General features: G+C 41.5%; 10 protein-coding genes and 4 pseudogenes. 2 read left to right on the forward strand and 12 right to left on the reverse strand.

From position 1 onward, the window contains the following. Window positions 1-189: 189 nt before the first annotated feature. Window positions 190-7,186 (reverse strand): annotated as a pseudogene (gene bgaA / locus ACLV7W_RS07075) (LPXTG-anchored adhesin/beta-galactosidase BgaA). A 247-nt stretch (window positions 7,187-7,433) separates the two neighbouring features. On the opposite strand from bgaA, the pseudogene ACLV7W_RS07080 reads away from it, so the two are divergent. Then, a pseudogene (locus ACLV7W_RS07080) lies at window positions 7,434-8,629 on the forward strand (IS30 family transposase). Between the two features lie 336 nt (window positions 8,630-8,965). On the opposite strand, the gene ACLV7W_RS07085 reads toward ACLV7W_RS07080, so the two are convergent. The 5 genes from ACLV7W_RS07085 to miaA are packed head-to-tail and all read right to left on the reverse strand — an operon-like array spanning window position 8,966 to window position 13,417. Further along, a complete protein-coding gene (locus ACLV7W_RS07085; protein WP_411865688.1) occupies window positions 8,966-9,721 on the reverse strand; it encodes an SDR family NAD(P)-dependent oxidoreductase in 756 nt (251 codons plus the stop codon). Between the two features lie 20 nt (window positions 9,722-9,741). Then, window positions 9,742-10,671: a ribonuclease Z gene (gene rnz, locus ACLV7W_RS07090; protein ID WP_261051974.1), complete on the reverse strand. Its 930-nt coding sequence runs from the start codon at window positions 10,669-10,671 to the stop codon at window positions 9,742-9,744. Window positions 10,672-10,685: 14 nt separating this feature from the next. Further along, complete coding sequence (locus ACLV7W_RS07095) at window positions 10,686-11,309, reverse strand: cystathionine beta-lyase (RefSeq protein ID WP_261051976.1); 624 nt, start codon at window positions 11,307-11,309, stop codon at window positions 10,686-10,688. Beyond that, on the reverse strand, window positions 11,302-12,540 hold the full coding sequence (gene hflX, locus ACLV7W_RS07100) for a GTPase HflX (protein WP_411865689.1): 1,239 nt from the start codon (window positions 12,538-12,540) through the stop codon (window positions 11,302-11,304). Before hflX ends, ACLV7W_RS07095 begins: the two co-directional genes overlap by 8 nt. After that, window positions 12,533-13,417 carry a tRNA (adenosine(37)-N6)-dimethylallyltransferase MiaA gene (gene miaA, locus ACLV7W_RS07105; RefSeq protein ID WP_261051980.1) on the reverse strand — a complete coding sequence of 295 codons (885 nt, stop codon included), beginning with the start codon at window positions 13,415-13,417 and terminating at the stop codon, window positions 12,533-12,535. The genes hflX and miaA overlap by 8 nt, the downstream gene beginning before the upstream one ends. A 121-nt stretch (window positions 13,418-13,538) precedes the next feature. Here miaA and ACLV7W_RS07110 point away from each other — a divergent pair, with 121 nt between their 5' ends. Then, window positions 13,539-13,709 (forward strand): DUF3042 family protein, encoded by a 171-nt coding sequence (locus ACLV7W_RS07110; RefSeq protein ID WP_001051780.1) that lies wholly within the window; start codon window positions 13,539-13,541, stop codon window positions 13,707-13,709. Window positions 13,710-13,759: 50 nt separating this feature from the next. Here ACLV7W_RS07110 and ACLV7W_RS07115 read toward each other — a convergent pair whose 3' ends face one another. The 6 genes and pseudogenes from ACLV7W_RS07115 to pabB form a co-directional block, all read right to left on the reverse strand. Then, on the reverse strand, window positions 13,760-14,599 hold the full coding sequence (locus ACLV7W_RS07115) for a thymidylate synthase (protein WP_020903655.1): 840 nt from the start codon (window positions 14,597-14,599) through the stop codon (window positions 13,760-13,762). A 52-nt stretch (window positions 14,600-14,651) separates the two neighbouring features. Continuing rightward, window positions 14,652-15,085, reverse strand: a pseudogene (locus tag ACLV7W_RS07120) (GTP pyrophosphokinase). Window positions 15,086-15,184: 99 nt separating this feature from the next. Further along, window positions 15,185-16,144, reverse strand: coding sequence for an ROK family glucokinase (locus ACLV7W_RS07125; protein WP_020902451.1), 960 nt, complete (start codon window positions 16,142-16,144; stop codon window positions 15,185-15,187). A 117-nt stretch (window positions 16,145-16,261) separates the two neighbouring features. Continuing rightward, a pseudogene (locus ACLV7W_RS07130) lies at window positions 16,262-16,948 on the reverse strand (excalibur calcium-binding domain-containing protein); the annotation flags it as partial. A 49-nt stretch (window positions 16,949-16,997) separates the two neighbouring features. Continuing rightward, window positions 16,998-17,615 (reverse strand): alpha/beta fold hydrolase, encoded by a 618-nt coding sequence (locus ACLV7W_RS07135; protein ID WP_261011070.1) that lies wholly within the window; start codon window positions 17,613-17,615, stop codon window positions 16,998-17,000. After that, the gene (gene pabB, locus ACLV7W_RS07140; RefSeq protein ID WP_411865690.1) at window positions 17,616-19,337 is read right to left on the reverse strand and encodes an aminodeoxychorismate synthase component I; all 1,722 of its coding nucleotides are present in this window, start codon (window positions 19,335-19,337) and stop codon (window positions 17,616-17,618) included. It abuts the gene before it with no gap. Window positions 19,338-19,382: the final 45 nt, after the last annotated feature.

Here is a 19,382-nt window from a genome sequence, read left to right on the forward strand (position 1 = left end):
ATGCACGACATGCCCGTCGTATCAAAGAAAAGAGGCTGGGACAAAAAGATTTTGATTTTCGGAATTCTTTATTATAAATTTTAAAATCGATTGATTAGACAAAAAAGCGAACAAGACAGAATTCTGAGTGTCAGATAACTCGTTTTGTTCGCTTTTTATATCTAAGGTTAGACTTTTGTCCCAGACTCTTTATCTTCTATCTAGGACAAGAGTTTCTCTCTGGTCTTTAATGATAAAGAAGGTATCAAAATTTCTAGTCTTCTTTTTACCTTTAGTAGCTACTAATCCTGCACTCAAACTTAGAAGAGCTAAACCTGCTGCTACTGCTGCTTGGCTTACCGCACTTCCTGTATTTGGCAACTGCACTTTATTAGCTTGACTGGCTTCACTTAAAGCGATTTGTTTTGTATCTGCTTTTTCTGACACTTGTGGTTTTGTAGCTTCTTGAGCTACTGGTATAGTTGTTTCACCAGCTGTGCCGACTTCTACGATGCGATTCTGAACCAAAACTTTATCATAGCTATCCTTTTCAGTTCGCTTACCATTTTCAACCTCAATCAAGTGAACACGAACGCCTTGTCTTCCTTCTTGGAGAACACGAGTTTGACCTGCTGGAAGTTTGTCATTCTTTTGTTCCTGAACCTTGAAGTCAATGGTTTCTTCTTCGACTACAAGTTCTGGGCGATTCAGAACAAGATTTTTAACTTCGTCTTCTGGAGGAAAAGTTCCTAGTTTGGTTCCAACCAAGACAATGCGGTCTGTTGGTGCCTCTACCACCTCATGGAGTTTTTCTTACTTACTTCCATCAGGATTAATGCCTGTAAAGATACGTTCCTTACCAACTTTTCCTTCTTGTTCTACACGAGTTTCACCAAGAAACAGTGTTGAATCTTTTTTCTCAACTGTCTTGTAGGCTAAATCTTTTTCAACCAATTCAAGTTTCGGAAGTTCTTCTTGTACTGCAGCAACTGTTTTCTCAGAAACTGGTTTTTCCTTGGTCAACTGGATACGGTATTCCTTAACTTGTTTTCCACTTTCTGAAACGAGACGAACAAGTACTGGAAGACTATCATCACCACTATTCACCACAGTTGAAGCTACTTGATTGTTTTCTTCAACTGAGACTTTTGGACGTTGACCTTTATAGGTAATTTGATAATCTTGACGATTTTCAGCGAAATCAGGAAGTTCTTTTCCATCTACAAGAATCTTCGATTGAGTACTTTCTTGAGGCAATTCGCTTGGTGCAAGGAAGGTCATCTCAATCATCGCAACACCGCTCTTATCTGCTTTACGCTCCATACGCCATCTCATAGCTTTGGCTTTGACAGCTTTGAATGTTACGTTGATTTCATCACCAGCTGCAATATCTTTATACGCACGATAAGGAACAGCTTCCCAATTTTCTGGATTGTTAAATGGATGTCCAGATTCGTAGGCTTGGTAGTTTGAATAATAGGTCGGCACTTCAAAGTCTGGGCCGACATAGCGTTCCAAAACAAGTTTAGATGGTGCATCTGTACCACTATCTGCAAAGAAGTGAAGTTTAGCTTGCGCAACAGTCCGTTCGACAATCTTACCGTTTTCACGGAAGATGACGCCTGCTGATACTTCTGGATTGGTAGACGGTCTTGCAGACCAGTTTGTCCAACGACGATTTTCTGAATGATCTCCGTCATTGAGATAGTCAACGCGGTCATGAGAGTTTTTATCAATATCGTTGGTTGCTGAAGCAAAGGCCTGATTACCATTTTCATCATAGTTAGGGTTATCTGAAAGAACCTCACCAAGTTTGTCTGTCACTCGTACAGTGAACTCAGCAACAAGGTCACTACCAAGGACACGACCTCGAACAGTAAATTGACCTGCTTTTGTCAGATTTTCCGCTGGAACTTCTTCCCATTCAACTGTCAGGTCTTTTGTTTAGTAGCCGTCTTTACCTGTGAAGTAAACTGGAACCTTAGTCGGCAATTCAAGTGCTTGACCTACTTGTACCAAGCGAGCTTGTTTAACCGCAGCAACTGGTTTATGAGAAAGTAAGTTCTTATCCTTAGTGAAGTGCAGACGGTATTCTCCTAAGATGTCGCCATTTTCAGCTTTCGCGATGACACGAACTGGCTCACCTTCACGAACGCTTGGAACGACGGTAGCGAGACCATTGTTGCTAACACTTGCTGTGACTGCCGGAACTTTTCCATCTACAGACTCAAGGTAGTAGTCTGTCAAATCAGGGTTGAAGTTTGCTAAGTCTTTGCCGTCAACTTGGATTCTTGTTTGTCCTTGCTTGGCTGCCGTAACTTGTTTCGCAAAGATTTGTACTTCTGTGATAGACGTTCCACGCTTGTTATCTGCTTTGACCATGCGAATACGAACAGCATAGGTTTCAACTTTATCAAAGTTAAAGTGGTTCATTTCTCCAGCCTTGAGTTGAGCAGGGGCTTTTAGATTAGTCACTGGTTTCCAGTTGGCAGAATCATTAAAGACATGGTCCTCATTGCCTACAAAGCTAGGATTCTTAGGAGCTGTTGGAGCAGTATTACCAACATAATACTCAATCACATAAGACTTCGGTGCACCAACTCCATGGTCTTCGTGGAATCCGACACTTAGATTATGAACGGAGCGTTTGCTCAAGATACCTGAATCTCCAAACAGAACACCGACTGAAGCTTCTGGATTACTACGATTCCAGTTTGTCCAACGATTGGCTGGTCGGTCATTAAAGGAAATCAACTTATCGTTGACATTTGAAACAGGGTCGGTTGGATTTGAGTCTGAAGCAAAGGCAAGTGGCAATTCTGAACCGGTCCATTGGTCAGAAATGTTTGCACCTTGCTCAGTTTGAGCAGATACTCGAACATGAAGTTTAGTTGTTAATTGAGTACCTTCTAAGCGACCATTAACTGTAAAGACACCTTCCTGAGCGTATTGCTCTGGACGAATCGCATCCCATGCAACCTTAGCTGATGAAACGTGACCATTTGAATCATATGTACGAACGCTTTCTGGTAATTGTGGTGCTTCTGCGACTGGAGTTGTCGCACTAACTTCTTCAACTGAAACGATGCCTTCTACAGATACTTTAGCACGCGCTTCAAGGTCAATGCCTTCAACTTTACCTAGCACTTCAAAGGTTTGATAGGAGTCTAGTTTTTCTTTCGGAATAGCTTGCCAAGTGACTTTATGAGTTTTAGGGAAACCTTTGTCATACTCAACAGTTACTGTTGACGGAAGAGTAGGTTCTTGGTGTAAATCTGTCACTACATTTACAGGACGGATGGATTGCGCAATCTTCTTCTCAATATTTGCTTGTATAGTGAGATTGATTTGACCTGTAGCACCCTCATATTCAGCTTTCAGAGTGAGTGCTCCTGGTTTATGCAACTCAAGCATTCCTTTTCGGACTACAACTTCCCCTTCACCGCTTGTAGAGAAGGTCACCTTATCAGCTGGTAATACAGCTTGCGTTCCATCTTGATAGTGAGCTCGAATCGACAAGTTGACTGTTTGGTCTTCTTTGAGACCGTCAGCTTGTTCCACTTGCAAGCTCAAGTGAGCAATTTTTGGTGCTTCTTCTAGGAATTGAATTGCATAGGTTTGAAGAGGGCCACCATCTTTAGATTGAACAAAGATGCTTGCACGCATGTCATTTGCTGCGCTTGCTTGAAGAACTGTAACATCAGCATTTTCAGCATTTGCTGTGACTTCTGGCAATTGGGCACCATAAGCAAGAGTGCGGTATTGCATTGGTTGTTGACTAGTAAGACCTGTTACTGCTTCACCTCCAACAGTAACAGTTGGCACTACAGGTGCTGCAGCATTTCCTTCTTCTACCACAAGAGTTGCATGAATAGTTTCTCCAGCTAACTGACCAGTCATTTGAATACGTGATCCAGCTACTGAAAGTTTGGCTTTATCTGCTTCCGCAACCTCCCAGCTATCTACTTCGTACTCTTGTACACTTCCATCGGTTACAAGTATTGACACATATTTATCTACAGTGTTCAAGTCTGATCCTGAAGCAACACGTTTAACTGTTGGTAATTCTTTCGCAATTGCTAGAACCTCGACACGAGCCTCTACCTCACGTCCATTTGCTGTACCTTTAACAGTCACAACTCCTGCTTGACTAACATCGACTTGAGACCAAGTTACTGGAAGTTTTTCACGACTACCATCGCTGTATACAAAACCTACTGTTTTCGGCATTTTTGGAATTTGAGAAATAACTGTGCGTACTTTTGGTGTTTCTGTTCCTAAAACTGTTTTTTCTTTATCTTCTTGTTTACCAGTAAAGACAGTTACTTGCGCAGACTTCAAGAGATCAGAATGAGCAGTAAGCGTGAATTTACCTGCTTGCTCAGTTGACTTGACAATTGCAACACCCTTACCATTAAAGGCTTTACGAACCCAAGAACCATCTGGCTGCGCTTTGTAACGTTCACGGCTAGCTTGTTCCCCATTATCGACACCGACTAGCTGTCCTTACCCATGCAATTGGAAGCGAACGAGATTGTTAGCAGTTGGAACAACATTGCCTTCACTGTCTACAATTTCGTAGTAGATGTAAGTCAAATCTTTGCCATCTGCTGCGATTGCATTTTCTTCCTTGATGAGGCGTACACCTGCTGGTTGCCCCGCAGTAGTAATTTTATCTCTTGCAATCTCTTTACTAGCATCATCGCGAGCCACTGCTTCTAGAGTTCCTAGTTTATAAGCAACCTTCCACTCGAGATAAAGCTCTTTAGCATTAGCTTCCTCTTGGTATGTTCTTCCATCGCTAGTTTACTTTTTGTTAAATTTCTTCTCTCCTAGAGACTGGCCATTTAAAAACAATTCTACACTAGAAGCATTCGAATAAGCACGAACTGGAATCTTGCCTTCTGAATCAGCTACTTTTGATGCTAACTCTTCATTTTCCCAGTTCCAGTGAGGAAGAAGATGGACCATTGGTTTCTTTTTAACTGAAACCCATTGACTTTGGTAGAGATAGAAGTCATATTTTGGAATACCTGCAGTATCTACAATACCAAAGTATGAACTCTTAACTGGCGTGTGGTTTTGGTTATGCCAAGGTGTTGGCTCCCCAATATAGTCTGTCCCAGTCCAGATAAATTGACCAGCATAGCCAGCATTGTCTCGGTCAAAAGTCCATGAATCTGTGGCTGTTTTACCCCAGCCGACTCTGTCATTACCGTAGTCTGACTGTTCGCAATTACGTTCAGGTCCATTACTATGTTTCAATTCACGTTCAGGACGATAATCACTACCACGAGTACGAGTTGCTGAAGAGATTTCAGAACCATAAATCAACCATTTTGGATGCTTAGCTCGAAGAGCTTTATAGTTATCTTCAGAGTAGTTAAAACCAACAGCATCTAATTCTTCGGCAATTTTCTCATGTCCACCACTACCATTACCGAAACGGAACTTATCTGCTCCCATAGTAACGTAGCGTGTCTTATCAACGTCTTTAATAACCTTGACCAAACGCTTTACTGTAGCTAGTGAATGAGCATCACCATTAGCTTCACCGATTTCATTACCGATTGACCACATGAAGATAGCTGGATTGTTTTTGCCTCTTTCAACCATGGTACGTAAGTCAAAATCAGACCATTTTTCATCTTTTTTAGCTTCTGGATGAGTAGCATCTTTTTCAAAGAAACGTCCGTAGTCATATGGTTTCTTGCCTCCATACCAAGTATCAAAGGCTTCTTCTTGAACAAGCAAACCAAGTTCAGCAGCTATTTGCAAGGTTTGCTCACTGGCAGGGTTATGCGTTGTACGAATGGAATTGACACCCATTTCTTTCATCTGTTTAAGACGACGGTACTCAGCTTTATAGTTTTCTTCCGCTCCAAGTGCTCCGTAATCGTGGTGTAAAGAAACACCATGGAATTTAATACGTTCACCATTCAAAAAGAAACCTTCATTTGGTGTCCAGTTATAGTAACGATAACCAAACAGATCTTTCTTAGCATCCACAAACTGACCGTCACGATATACACGAGTAACCAATTCGTACAAAGCAGGTTTATCACTTAGGACTGTCCAGAGCTTTGGTTTTTCAACTTCTAAAATAGCATCAAGTTGTGTCGTTTCATGAGCTTTCAAAGTACGACTAGATGTACGAACTAAGCCTGTTACATGCTGCCCACCACGTTCAACAATTTGATATTCGGCAACAAGTTCGTGGTCTTTGTCGTCCGTATTGACGATTTTGCTGGTTACATGAGTTTCAACCTTGCCATGTTGTTGTTCTTCAAGTTTTGGTATTAAAATGGTTGTCCCATTTTTCTCAACATGAACCTTATCTGTCACTTGTAAAGTTACATCACGATAGATACCACTTCCTGAATACCAACGACTACTTGGCTGTTTATTGACTGCATGAACATCAATTACATTCTCACGTCTATCTTTATTCAAATATTTAGTGATATCATATGAAAATTGATTATAACCATTTGGGTAATGCCCCACTAACTGACCATTGACATAAACTTGAGAATCCATGTAGACGCCATCAAAAGTAAGGCGAACATTTTTCTTGAGGTCTTTTTCATCAAGTTTGAAAGTCTTGCGATACCAAGCTTCACCACCGTTAAGCTGTCCACCTTTGTTTTGGGCAGGAGATTCATGATCGAAATCATTAAAGATACTCCAGTCATGCAGTAAATCTAATTTTTTCCACGTAGATACGTCTGCATTCGGTTTAATGGCCTCCTTAGAATTTACATTGAGTTTAAAGTGCCAATTTTGATTAAAATTCACTTTTATCATCTTCCTTGACCGGTTTTTCTTGACTTGAAGCTTGTGATTCTACCTTTGGCGCTTTTTCTTCAGGTTTAGCAGACACTTTTTCCTCTTTTGGAGTTACAGCTTCATCTTCTTTCTTCTCAGATACAATAGATCCAGTTAAGCTAGTTTCGCTGTGTTCTGCCCTTTCGACTACATTTTTAGTTTCCAAAGATTGATCAACCTTTTATTCTACTATCGGTTCTTCCTCTTTAGGTTTCTCAGCAGTATGAGTAATAGGTGTTTCATCCGCATAAACTACAGATTCTCCAGCTATATTTCCTCCTAATAGAACTGCACAAGTCCCAATCATTACTGAGCAAGCTCCCACAGCAAACTTACGAATGCTATAAACTCTTTCCCGATTCCAATGGCCTTTTCCCATAAAAACTCTCCTTTTAGTAATCGTTTTCATTTTTATGTGAGCGCATCACTTTTAATAGTCTTTTATCCTTATTTTATAAAATAATATAGGAATTTTCAATACTTTAAGATATAAAATAATATTTTTGATTGTTTAGGTAACTTCTCAAAGTAACTTCCACTTGGCTGGTCAAAGTGGAAATTAGTCTAAAACGGATTTTTATGGTGGAATTAAGTGTAAGACGTTTGAGTTAGAAATGAGGTCTACTATGACAAAAAAGAAACACCTTACACTTTCAGACCGCAATGATATCCAATTAGGCTTAGAACGCGGGGAAACATTCAAAGCTATTAGGCAACTTATTCTAAAAGACCCAACTACTGTTTCTAAAGAAGTCAAACGAAACAAATAAATTAGAGACTCTACCTCTAACAACCTTCCTTGTCCTCTACTCGATAAGGATACCTTTGTCTGTAATGGATGCCCTAAAAGAAGACAAAATTGTGGATTTAAAAAAATCTTCTACCTCGCTAAGCAAGCTCAAAAGCAGTACGAACAAACTCTTGTCGAAGCTCGTGAAGGAACTCCCCTCAATTCCAAGACCTTCTGGGACATGGACAAAGTCATTTCTGATGGTGTTAAAAAGGGACAACACATCTATCATATCCTCAAAACTCATAACCTTGATGTCAGCTCCTCAACTGTCTATCGACACATCCGAAAAGGATACCTATCTATCGCTCCTATTGACCTAGCCAGAGCCGTTAAATTCAAAGAAAGACGGAAAAGTAAGCTACCTTCCATCCCTAAAGAAGCGAAAAAAGCCGTTCCTATGAGGATTTCCAAAACTATTTAGCCCTTAATCAACTAGACTCTTGGCTAGAAATGGATACAGTTCTGGGGAGGATGGGAGGTAAAGTCCTACTCACCTTCAATCTATCTTTCTGTAACTTTATCTTCGCTAGACTTCTGGATAATAAAACTGCCCTTGAGGTTACCAAACACCTCTATGACATCAAGAACACTCTTCACCAAGCTGACAAAGATTTCTTCCAACTCTTTCCTGTCATTCTGACAGATAATGGTGAAGAGTTTGTCAGGGTTGATGAAATCGAAATGGATGTGCGAGGAGAGAGTAGACTCTTCTTTTGTGACCCTAATCGCTCTGACCAGAAAGACAGAATTGAGAAAAATCACACGCTGATTCGCGATATTCTACCAAAGGGAACTTCTTTTGACAACTTAACTCAAGAGGACATTAATCTCGTTTGTTCGCATGTCAACAGTGTCAAACGCGCTGCTTTGAATGGAAAGTCAGCCCATGAACTCCTTGCTTTTACTTACAGAGAAGAGATTCCTAAGCTTCTTGGTATTTCTAAAATACCTGCAGAAGACGTCTGTCAGTTTGCTACATTACTCGTTCTAAAAATTAACCTTCAACCCCATTCAAACGTCTCACACTAACTTCCACCATAGCGGAACTTAATCTGAAACGCTTTCAGATGAGGGGATTTTGTGCGCTCTTTTTTTTGATTCATTTTGGTTACAAAAGCGATGAAATCAAGCATTAGTAAAACCAGTGGAACTTACCCTGACACGGATTTCCACTGGTTTTTACGATTTTTATCAGACTAACTTCCACTTTTACCAGCGGTGGAAGTTAGTTTGGGAATTTAGCTTTTGATTGTTTTTTCTAAAATTTGTAGAAGAATTAAAAAAACTGAATGTAGTTTTAAAAGAAAAGCATTCATTAACATTTAAATTAAAAAAGTAAAAAAGTCCCTTTGAAAGGAACTTCTTCTATTTATAGTTAAAAGTTTCCCCTGCCAACTTATCTGCTAGCTTGGGAAAGAGGGTGTAAAACTTATGGGCTAGGTGCAACAACATCGGTAGATTGAGTTCTCGTTTGTTTTTTCCTATAATCTTGACAATCTTTTTAGCCACTGCATCTGGTTTCAACAGGAAGCGGTCAACCGACTTGAGATAGGTGCCATCTGGATCGGCCTGGTCAAAAAATCCTGTTCGGATTGGTCCTGGATTGACTGTTGTCACATAGACTCCATAGGGCATAAGTTCGAGGCGCAGAGCATTTGAAAAACCAATAGCAGCAAACTTAGTTGCTGAGTAGAGACTGGACTTGCCAGTAGCAATCAAACCTGCCATGCTAACAATATTGATGATATGGCCTTTTCGACTTTCCTTCATTCGAGCCGCAAGGCGACGAGACAGATTCATTAGGGCAAAGGTATTGACCTCGAACATCTGATGAATATCTTGGTCAGAAATCTGGTAAAATTCCTCAAAAATCCCGTAACCAGCGTTGTTTATCAAAACATCAATCTTGCCATAACGGAGATAGAGGTCTGCTACCAGAGTTTCTAAAGCTGAATCATCGGTAATATCGATTTCCATCAATTCTGCATGGGGATGGTTTCCGTAGAGTTGGGCTAATTTTTCCTTATTTCGACCAAGCAAGATAAGTTGGTCATTTGGCAAGAGTTTGACCATCTCTTGTGCTAGGCCACCGCTAGCTCCTGTAATGAGAATAGTAGACATACTGTTCCTTTCTGTGACTGCTAGATTTCCACTTCTTCCAAGTCTTTGACCACATGGACATTTTCAAAAACACTAGCAGCATCTTTTTTGAGCTTGCTGATATCTTTTGAGAGGAAACGGGCACTGATATGGTTGAGCAAGAGGCGTTTGGCACCTGCTTCTACCGCTACTTGCGCAGCTTGCATGTTAGTAGAGTGGCCATGGTTACGAGCAATTTTTTCATCACCCTTGCCATAAGTGGACTCATGAACTAGGACATCGGCATTGACAGCCAGACGCACACTGGCATCCGTTTTTCGAGTGTCTCCTAAAATAGTGATAATTTTACCTGGACGTGGAGCTGAGATATAGTCTGCTGCCTTGATTTCAGTTCCATCTTCCAAAACAACATCCTGACCGTTTTTGATTTTCCCAAAAAGTGGGCCAAATGGGACACCAGCAGCCTTGAGTTTTTCAGCATCCAGCGTTCCTTCTAGATCCTTTTGGATAACACGATAGCCAACACAGAAAATAGTGTGGTCCAGCTCCTCTGCATACACCGCGAATTTATCGGTCTCAAGGATTTTTCCTAGAGAATCTTGGTCAAACTCATGAAAATGAATACGGTAAGGCAGGCGCGAACCTGACACACGAAGGCTGGTTAAGACAAATGACTTAATCCCTTGCGGTCCATAGATTTCCAAATCTGTCTGCTCTTCATTGGCTTGAAAGGCACGGCTAGAAAGGAAACCTGGCAGGCCAAAAATGTGGTCTCCATGTAGATGGGTGATAAAGATTTTGCTGACCTTACGTGGTCGAATTGTCGTTTCAAGAATGCGATTTTGCGTACCTTCTCCACAGTCAAAGAGCCAGACTTCGTTAATCTCGTCCAAGAGTTTCAGGGCGAGACTTGAGACATTGCGGGCTTTAGAGGGCTGACCAGCCCCCGTTCCTAAAAATTGAATATCCATTCGATACTTTCTAATTAATCAATATATAACATGGCTGTGCGGTTTTCCGATCGGAAATAGCGCTTGCCAGAAAAAGCAACAGCTTCTTGCAATAAATCCTCTTGGCTATAGCCTTTAAGACGCTTGCGACCATCAGTTAAGATTTCTAAATCAGTCAAAGCTGTGATATTTTCCACGCTAACAACTTCCTCGTCCCCGACAGCCTTCATGTAAATCTTACCAGACTCTTCAAAGATCAGTTGATGGGGGAAAATTTGCGCAATTTCAAAGAGCAAATCTTCTGAAATAACCTCTTCATTTTCAGAGAAAATTCGACCCAGACCCTCACTCTCATAACAAAAACCAAAGGATTTACCAGACAGGTTTAGGCGAATAAAAGGCTTGTTTTCGAGGGTGAAACTAGGTTCAGTATTGTAAAGATTCAGTTCTTGACTGAGTTCCGCAAAATAATCGGTTGCCGCTTCAGGACTCTTTTTTTGGTAAAGTTCTGCAAAATAAGCATTGACAACGCTGGGCGGAGGTGTGATAAGTGCCAACTGCTCCTGCTCTGTCTTGCCAGCTAGAAGCTGATCCAGATAGACCTTGTCCAGACTTGTATAGCCCCCATATTTTAGAGCCAACGTTTTAATATCAGTCATAAAATTCCTCTAACCTCCATTTATTTTTCTTAGAAATGTAGCCTGTAATGACTTCTCCGTCATCTTGATAATCACGTTCTTCAAGAATCGCAACACTTTCTAAATCATGAATCTTGTAGGACTTTGAAAAAGGAACGCGCAGGGTAAAGGATTCAAAAATATCCTTGATTTTCTCTAAAAATAGTGCCTGCAAGTTCTCACGACTATCCTCAGACTTGGCAGAAATGAGGGCATAAGGCGTTTGGGTAGGCGTGAAATCCTCCACCAAATCCGCTTTATTATAAAGTGTCAGACGAGGAATATCTTCCATGTCCAGGTCTTTCATGATGGAAAGAACTGTTTTTTCATGCTCCTCATGGTAAGGATTGCTGGCATCGATAACATGAACCAGAAGGTCTACATACTTGCTTTCTTCCAAGGTTGACTTGAAACTGGACACCAACTCTGTCGGCAAATCTTGGATAAAGCCCACTGTATCTGTCAAAGTTACTTGAAGATTGCCCCCTAGATGAATACTCTTAGTCGTCGCGTCCAGAGTCGCAAAGAGTTCGTCAGCCTCATACTGGGTCTTACTGGTTAAGGTGTTCATGATAGTTGACTTCCCAGCATTGGTATAACCAATCAAACCAATCTTAAAGGTGCTAGACTCCAGACGTTTTTCTCTGACAGTCGCCCGATTTTTCTCAACCACCTTGAGCTGGCGCTCGATATCTGTGATTTGGTTGCGAACGCTACGACGGTTCAGCTCCAGCTGGCTTTCACCAGGTCCACGGGAACCAATTCCCCCTGCCTGACGACTGAGCATAATCCCCTGACCAACCAAGCGGGGCAAGAGATATTTGAGCTGGGCTAGGTGGACTTGGAGCTTCCCTTCATGGCTTCGAGCTCGCATAGCAAAGATATCCAAAATCAACTGCATACGGTCAATGACCTTAACACCCAGAACTTCCTCTAGATTGACATTTTGCCTTGGGGTCAGACGGTTGTTGACGATGACAGTGGTGATTTCTTCTGCATCTACCATGAGTGCAATTTCTTCCAACTTACCAGAGCCGACGAAGGTCTTGGAATCATATTTTTCACGTTTCTGTCTGTAACTATCTACAACGACTGCCCCAGCTGTCTTAGCTAGACTGGCCAATTCTTCCATGGAGAGGTCAAAATTGTCCATGCCCTGCAATTCCACACCAATGAGCAGGACTCGCTCCTCTTTTTTTTCCGTATCAATCATCTAAAAACTCCTCTATCTGGCTTAAAATGCGGTCTTGCACACCAGCTTCTCCAATCTGATAAAAGGTGACCTGCATGCGATTACGGAACCAAGTTAGCTGACGCTTGGCAAAACGACGAGTCGCCTGTTTGAGACTCTCACTGGCTTCCTCCAAGGTCTGCTCTCCACGGAAGTAAGGAAAGAGTTCCTTATAGCCAATTCCTTTAGCAGCCTGCACATCTGGATAATGGTCAAACAACCACTTGGCTTCGTCTAGAAGTCCAGCTTCAAACATCAGGTCCACTCGGTGATTGATACGTTCATATAATTGACTACGTTCATCATCCAAGCAGATAATCAATGGTTCATACAAGGTCTCTTGATTTTCCAAATCCTGACCAAAATGGGCAATTTCCAAGGCACGCATAGCACGACGACGATTAAATTGGGGAATTTCAAGACCTGCTTGCTCCACCAAATGAGCTAATTCCTCATCTGTATAAGGCTCCAAACTAGCCCGATAGGCCAAAATCTCTGCATGGGGAGTCTCCCCACCCAGGTGATAACCTTCTAGCAAGCTCTGGATATAAAGTCCAGTCCCACCAGCAATAATGGCTAGCTTGCCACGGCTGTGAATATCCTCAATAGCCATCTTGGCTTCTGAAACAAAATCAAAAGCCGAGTAAGACTCGGTTACCTCTCTAACATCAATCAAATGATGAGGAACAGCCGCTTGCTCCTCTGGGCTAGCCTTGGCCGTCCCAATATCAAGTCCTCGATAGACTTGCTGGCTATCTCCACTAACCACTTCGCCATTAAAACGCTTTGCAACTTCGATGGCAAGGGCTGTTTTTCCAACTGCAGTCGGTCCAACAATCACAATTATTTTTGTTTTCATCTTTTTTCCTTGAAAAATTCCCATTTTTTCGTTACTATTATTATAACACAAAAAGGTCAGTCAGAAAAATGTGACCTCTTGAGGGGGGCTGGCTGATTAAGAAGATAAAGGAGGAAGACTCATGGCTAAAGGATTCGCTAAAGGTCTTGTAACAGGTGTCGCAGGAACTGTCGCTGCAGTTGCAGGTGCAGTATACGCATTTAAAAAGAAAGTGATCGAACCAGAAGAGCAAAAAGCAGCTTTCATCGAAGAAAACCGTAAAAAAGCAGCTCGCCGCCGCGTATCACGTTAAGAAACAAAAGAAGTTGGGATTCATTGTCTCAACTTCTTTTTTCTATTCTTTTAAATAGCTAGGTCAAACTTCAACTGTGGTTTGACAGGGTCATAATCCACCAACTCAAAGTCTTCCGCTTTGATATCAAAGAAATTAGTCCCATCTGGCACATTCAAAACCAAACGTGGTTGGCAGTTTGACGGCTCACGACGAAGCAATTCCTGAGCTTGTTCAAATTGATTGTCATAGATATGGAGGTTGTTGATGAAGTAGAAGAACTTCCCAACCTTCCAGCCAAAATGCTTGGCAATCATCATTTGAAGAGCTACATACTGCATAGCGTTGATATGGTGGGCCACCAGCATATCATTAGAACGCTGGGTCAAGGTCGCATCCAAATAAATTTCCCCATCTACACGGCGGACATCAAACATGGTCTGAAAAGCGCACGGGAGCAGCCCATCTGTTTCTTCGAAAGCTTGGTAATCCCAGAGCGAAATGATATTGCGGCGGTTCCAAGGGTTGGCTTCCAACTGCTTGAGAATCTTATTGATGATATCGTGTTTCTTAACAACGGCACCATAGCGCTCACCGATGGTTCCCGTATCTCCCACTTCCCAGTCATTCCAGTAGTGAACATTGTACTTGTCATTAAGCACGTCTAGGCTATTTGACTGGTCTTGGTAAATCCAGAGCACTTCCTTGATGGCGGATTTGATAGCGATAGGGCGTAAAGTTGTAATGGGGAATTCCCCCTTGGCCAAGTCATACTCGGCAAATGCACCCGTTACATACTTGGAGTTGGCAACTGTCCCATCCTTGTACTTGGGACGGGCCTGCTCAGAAAAGACACCGTCTTTGAGGATTCGTTCAATATTTTCTTTAAAAATAATATCTGCTTTTGTCATTCTCTCTCACCTCATTTATTGTCCTAACTAGTATAGCATAAAAAAAGCTTTTCTACATTCTCAGATAATCAATAGCTTTCTTGTATTTTTCAAATCGTTCCAGATCCTTTTCAGTAATTGTAGCTAGTCTAGATAAATCTGAATTATGTTTCAAATCTGCTAATTTGACACAACGTGCTATAGGATTCGATTTAACAAGTTCCAAATATTGTTGATAATCTTGTCCCTTTTTCTTGGTCAGTACCTGCACTGCAGTAACAACAGTCTCTGGTAAACCAGCCAATATTAGTTCTTCTACTGTATAAGGGCTATCTTCAAGAACATCGTGCAATAGAGCGACTGCCTTTTCTTCTTGCGTATCGACCAGACTTGCTACAAAAAGAGGGTGTTTGATATAAACTACTCCAGCCTTATCATATTGTCCCTCATGTGCTTTTTTGCAATGGACAAAGCCAATTCAAACATGGATTGTTCTGACTTATTCATTTAAAATCTCCTTTCTAAAATCAAAAAGTTAAGAGTTATATTTACAATTATGATCTTGAAAAAGAGCCTGATGAATCACCAAGCTCTGTCATTTTTATTTTATTGCAATACAAGTGATGCTGCTCCGATAACTCCAGCGTCATTTCCTAGAGTTGCAAGAGCTAGTTTAGTTGTTGTGCGTACTTGTGGGAAGGTATTTTCGTCGTAAACCTTTTGAACACCTTGTAGAAGGAATTCTCCTGCAGCTGACACACCGCCACCGATAACGATTGTTGATGGGTTTAGGATTGAGCCAATGTTAGCACAAGCGATTCCCAAGTAACGTGAGAAATTACGGTAAACGATCAAAGCAAGATCGTCTCCTTCTTTTGCCAAATCAAAGACAGTCTTAGCAGTTACTTCTTCTCCATTATCAATCAAGCGTTTCAAGGCTGCATCACCTTCGTATTCGTCGGCATAACGACGAGTCAAGTTGACAATACCTGTTGCTGAAGCAACTGTCTCAAGGCAACCTTTCTTACCGCAAGTACATGCGATTGGTTGGTCAAAGTCAACAGTGATGTGGCCAAGCTCACCTGCTGCACCAGCAACACCGTGAAGCAATTTGCCTTCTGCGACGATACCGCCACCAACACCTGTACCAAGTGTCATAAAGACAACGTCTGGTTGGTTATCACCAGCCCCCATCCAACGTTCACCAAGAGCTGCTACGTTGGCATCATTATCGATGAAAAATGGAATGCCCAAGGCTTTTTCAATCTTTTCTTTAATCGGTTGAAGGGTTTTCCAGTTGAGGTTGTAGGCACCGATAACAGTTCCTTTTTCACGGTCAACCACACCAGGTGATCCCATTCCAATACCTTGGAAGTCTGCTGCTGCCAATCCAAGCAAGTCCAAACGATGTTGAATAGACTCAATCATATCATCTACGATATGACTTCCCTCATCCAAAATGTTGGTCTTGATAGACCATTTTTCTTGGATTTCTCCTGCTGTTGTCAAGATTGCAAATTTGATAGAAGTTCCACCAAGGTCAATCCCAATAATCTTTTGACTCATCATATTCTCCTTTTTCATTATGAATTAATTGAAAATGCTTACAGTACTAGTATAACAAATTTTAGTTGCTTATGCAAAGGTTTGCATTAACTTTCTGGATTTTATCCTGACTTATGGTTTCCAGAGACCTGAAGCATCTACATAATAACGGCCTCCATCAACTCGCTCATTTTTAGCCATTTTACCATCTGATTTCAAATAGTAGTTTTCTTGCCATGCATTGCGAGCATAAGAACCATCTGATTTCAAGTAATACCAGGCTTGGTAAGAAGAGTCATAAAGCCACTCACCTTGTGCCATTTTACCGTTTGATTTAAGGTAATAATCTCCTTGCCATGCATTCTTTGCATAAGATCCATCTGATTTCAAATAATACCAAGCTTGATAGTAAGAATCATAAATCCATTCGCTCTGTGCCATTTTACCATCTGATTTCAAGTAATAGTTTCCCTGCCATGCATTTTTCACTGGATTTCCATTTTCATCAAAATAGTACCAAGCGCCATCCTGCTCAACCCAACCACTTGTTGTTGCTGAACTTGTGTTAGTTTGAGCCACCGTTGATTGTTTTACTTTGAAAGCACCCTTAGGAGCATTCTTCAATTCACAAGCTACACCATCATGGTCTCGGTCTAACTTGGCAGAATATCCTGGTTCTCCCTCGTGAATATCCGAGTATCCATTCGCCCAAGCTTCCTTACAACTAGAAAAATGAACGTTTTCTTCTGCTAACACAGGTTGTGAAAACAAGGCTAAAGCTGGCAGGGTAGCCAGACTCATTTTTAAAAATAGACGTTTGTTCATTTCTTTCTCCCATAATTATGATATCGTTTTCAATATTATTTTATCAAACTTATTTCAGCAATTCAAGGAAACTTCTGGTATTTTCTACAAACTCCTTTGGTTTTTCCTTATTCAAGACATGAGGACCGTCAGGGATGATCTGGAACTGGGAATTTGACATCAGTTCTTGAATAGCTTTCATTGAACTAAGATTTGGCTTATCCTGACTACCACAAATTAACAAAGTTGGATAGGGACAATTCTTTGCAATCTCCCTTAAATCAAGTGTTTTTAATTCTTCGGAAACTCTAACCATAAGAGCCTTATCTGCTCCCTGTTTTTCAAACACCCTTTTGGGAAGTAGTTTAAAAATCAGCAACTGAATGTAAAAAAGGATATTGCCCGCCACTTTCAATGGACAGCCTGACAAAACCAAGGCCTGAAGATTTGGTAAATCGTAACTGGAAAGTTCTAGTGCCAGAGCAGCACCTAAGGACAATCCAATCAAAACAAAAGGTTCTGTCTCTTTTGATAAATACTGATAGATGCGCTCCTTGGCTTCTTGATAGGTAGCAACTCCGGAAGGAAATAACTCTAGGGCTTCAGAAGGATAATCTACAAGCAACTCTTGCACTTCTTGCCAACTATCTGCTGACTGGCCTAATCCATGTAAAAATATTAGTTTCATTTAGTTCTCCCTTACTGACAATTCATACAAGCCCCTGACTGCATTACAGCCATAAATAGCTTCTGCTTGGACTAAATCTGCCAAGGTCACGACTTTCTCTTCTACCTCTCCTGTTTCCAGCAAATGTTGACGGTAAATTCCTGGTAAGATTCCCAGTCGGATAGACGGTGTGTAGAGTTTCCCAGCGATTTTCAGAACCAAATTTCCAATAGAGGTTTCAAGCAATTCTCCTCTTTGATTATGGTAAATCTTCTCTTGTTCCCCTAGGCTCAAGTGAGGTCGGTAGCTTGTTTTGAAGTAGGTAAAGGCTTGTTGCAAATTAGCTTCTTGCAGACAAAGTTTGGCCTGACAAAAACTTGGACCAAGAGGTGTTAATACTTGACGACTGAGTTCTATCTCTCCAGACTTGCCGAGAGAAATTCGCAATCGATAGTCTTGGCGATAATCACAAGCTCGACACTCTTCTTCTATCTTTTGTTTCAAGTCTTCTGCATCAAAAGGAAAAGCAAAATACCGACTAGCTGTTCTCAGCCTTTCTATATGTTGATTCTCAAACAGCAAGTTCTTCTGACTGATTTTTCCAGTCGTAATCAGTTGGAAACGAGCTTGTTTACGATAGAGAACTGCCGCCTTTTGATGAACCTCTCGGTATTCAGATTCCCAAGTGCTATCCCATGTAATACCGCCACCTACTCCATAGATGGCTTTCCCTTGATACAGTTGAATAGTTCGGATAGCAACATTAAAAATCCGTCGTCCATTTGGAAGCAAGAGACCAATCGTTCCACAGTAGACTCCGCGTGGTTGTGGCTCCAAGTCCTTTATAATCTCCATTGTCGCAATTTTCGGAGCTCCCGTTATGGAACCACAAGGAAAAAGAGAACGGAAGATTTCAACAAGGTCAACATCCTCTCGCAACCGACTCTTGATAGTCGAAGTCATCTGCCAAACAGTTGAATACTGCTCCACTTGACACAAACGCTCCACATGCTCACTTCCCACTTCAGAAATACGGTTCATATCGTTGCGCAAGAGGTCCACAATCATCATATTTTCAGAGCGATTTTTGGGATCCTGTTCTAACCAACTAGCTTGGGCAAGGTCTTCTTGGTCAGTCATGGCACGCTGAGTCGTTCCCTTCATTGGTCGCGTTGTCAACTCGCGGCCATTTTGCTCAAAAAAGAGCTCTGGACTCATGGAAATCACTGCCATCTCATCATGTTCAACATAAGCATTGTAACCCGCCTCCTGCTCTACCACCATACGATTGTAGATGGCAAAAGGATTAGCACTTAATTTTTGCTTGAGTTGTACGGTGTAGTTTACCTGGTAGGTGTCCCCCTGCCGCAAATGATGATGAATCTGGGCAATCGCCTTTTCATAGTCCTCTGCAGACGTTACTTCCTGCCAATTTGAAGGCAAATCAACCTCATCATAAGTCAGAGGAATAGGTGAAGTTTCTACGCTATCATGAACGGTAAAATATAGCAGGTACTCTGCCAGTAAAGGCGCTTTGTGAACTGCTAATTTCTCCTCAAAAGCAGGTGCAGCCTCGTAGCTGACATAGCCCACCACATAGTAGCCTTGCTCTTGGTAGCTTTCCACTTGTACCAGCAAATCTGCCACTTCTGCTACATTTCTCGTTTTCAACTCTTTAATAGGCTGGGTAAAGGTGTATCTCTCGCCCAAAGCCCTAAAATCAATCACTGTTTTTCTATGCATATCTTAAGTATAGCATAAAAAGGTAAATCAAGAAAAACTTAATCT

Origin of the sequence: Streptococcus mitis (assembly GCF_965111735.1) — a bacterium.
Lineage (GTDB): Bacteria > Bacillota > Bacilli > Lactobacillales > Streptococcaceae > Streptococcus > Streptococcus mitis_DR.

What these genes read in the sequence shown, in the direction of transcription:
- pabB (WP_411865690.1), bottom strand. Translation starts at nt 19,337, where the DNA reads ATGCATAGAAAAACAGTGATTGATTTTAGGGCTTTGGGCGAGAGATAC.
- ACLV7W_RS07110 (WP_001051780.1), top strand. Translation starts at nt 13,539, where the DNA reads ATGGCTAAAGGATTCGCTAAAGGTCTTGTAACAGGTGTCGCAGGAACT.
- ACLV7W_RS07115 (WP_020903655.1), bottom strand. Translation starts at nt 14,599, where the DNA reads ATGACAAAAGCAGATATTATTTTTAAAGAAAATATTGAACGAATCCTC.
- ACLV7W_RS07125 (WP_020902451.1), bottom strand. Translation starts at nt 16,144, where the DNA reads ATGAGTCAAAAGATTATTGGGATTGACCTTGGTGGAACTTCTATCAAA.
- ACLV7W_RS07085 (WP_411865688.1), bottom strand. Translation starts at nt 9,721, where the DNA reads ATGTCTACTATTCTCATTACAGGAGCTAGCGGTGGCCTAGCACAAGAG.
- rnz (WP_261051974.1), bottom strand. Translation starts at nt 10,671, where the DNA reads ATGGATATTCAATTTTTAGGAACGGGGGCTGGTCAGCCCTCTAAAGCC.
- hflX (WP_411865689.1), bottom strand. Translation starts at nt 12,540, where the DNA reads ATGATTGATACGGAAAAAAAAGAGGAGCGAGTCCTGCTCATTGGTGTG.
- ACLV7W_RS07095 (WP_261051976.1), bottom strand. Translation starts at nt 11,309, where the DNA reads ATGACTGATATTAAAACGTTGGCTCTAAAATATGGGGGCTATACAAGT.
- ACLV7W_RS07135 (WP_261011070.1), bottom strand. Translation starts at nt 17,615, where the DNA reads ATGAAACTAATATTTTTACATGGATTAGGCCAGTCAGCAGATAGTTGG.
- miaA (WP_261051980.1), bottom strand. Translation starts at nt 13,417, where the DNA reads ATGAAAACAAAAATAATTGTGATTGTTGGACCGACTGCAGTTGGAAAA.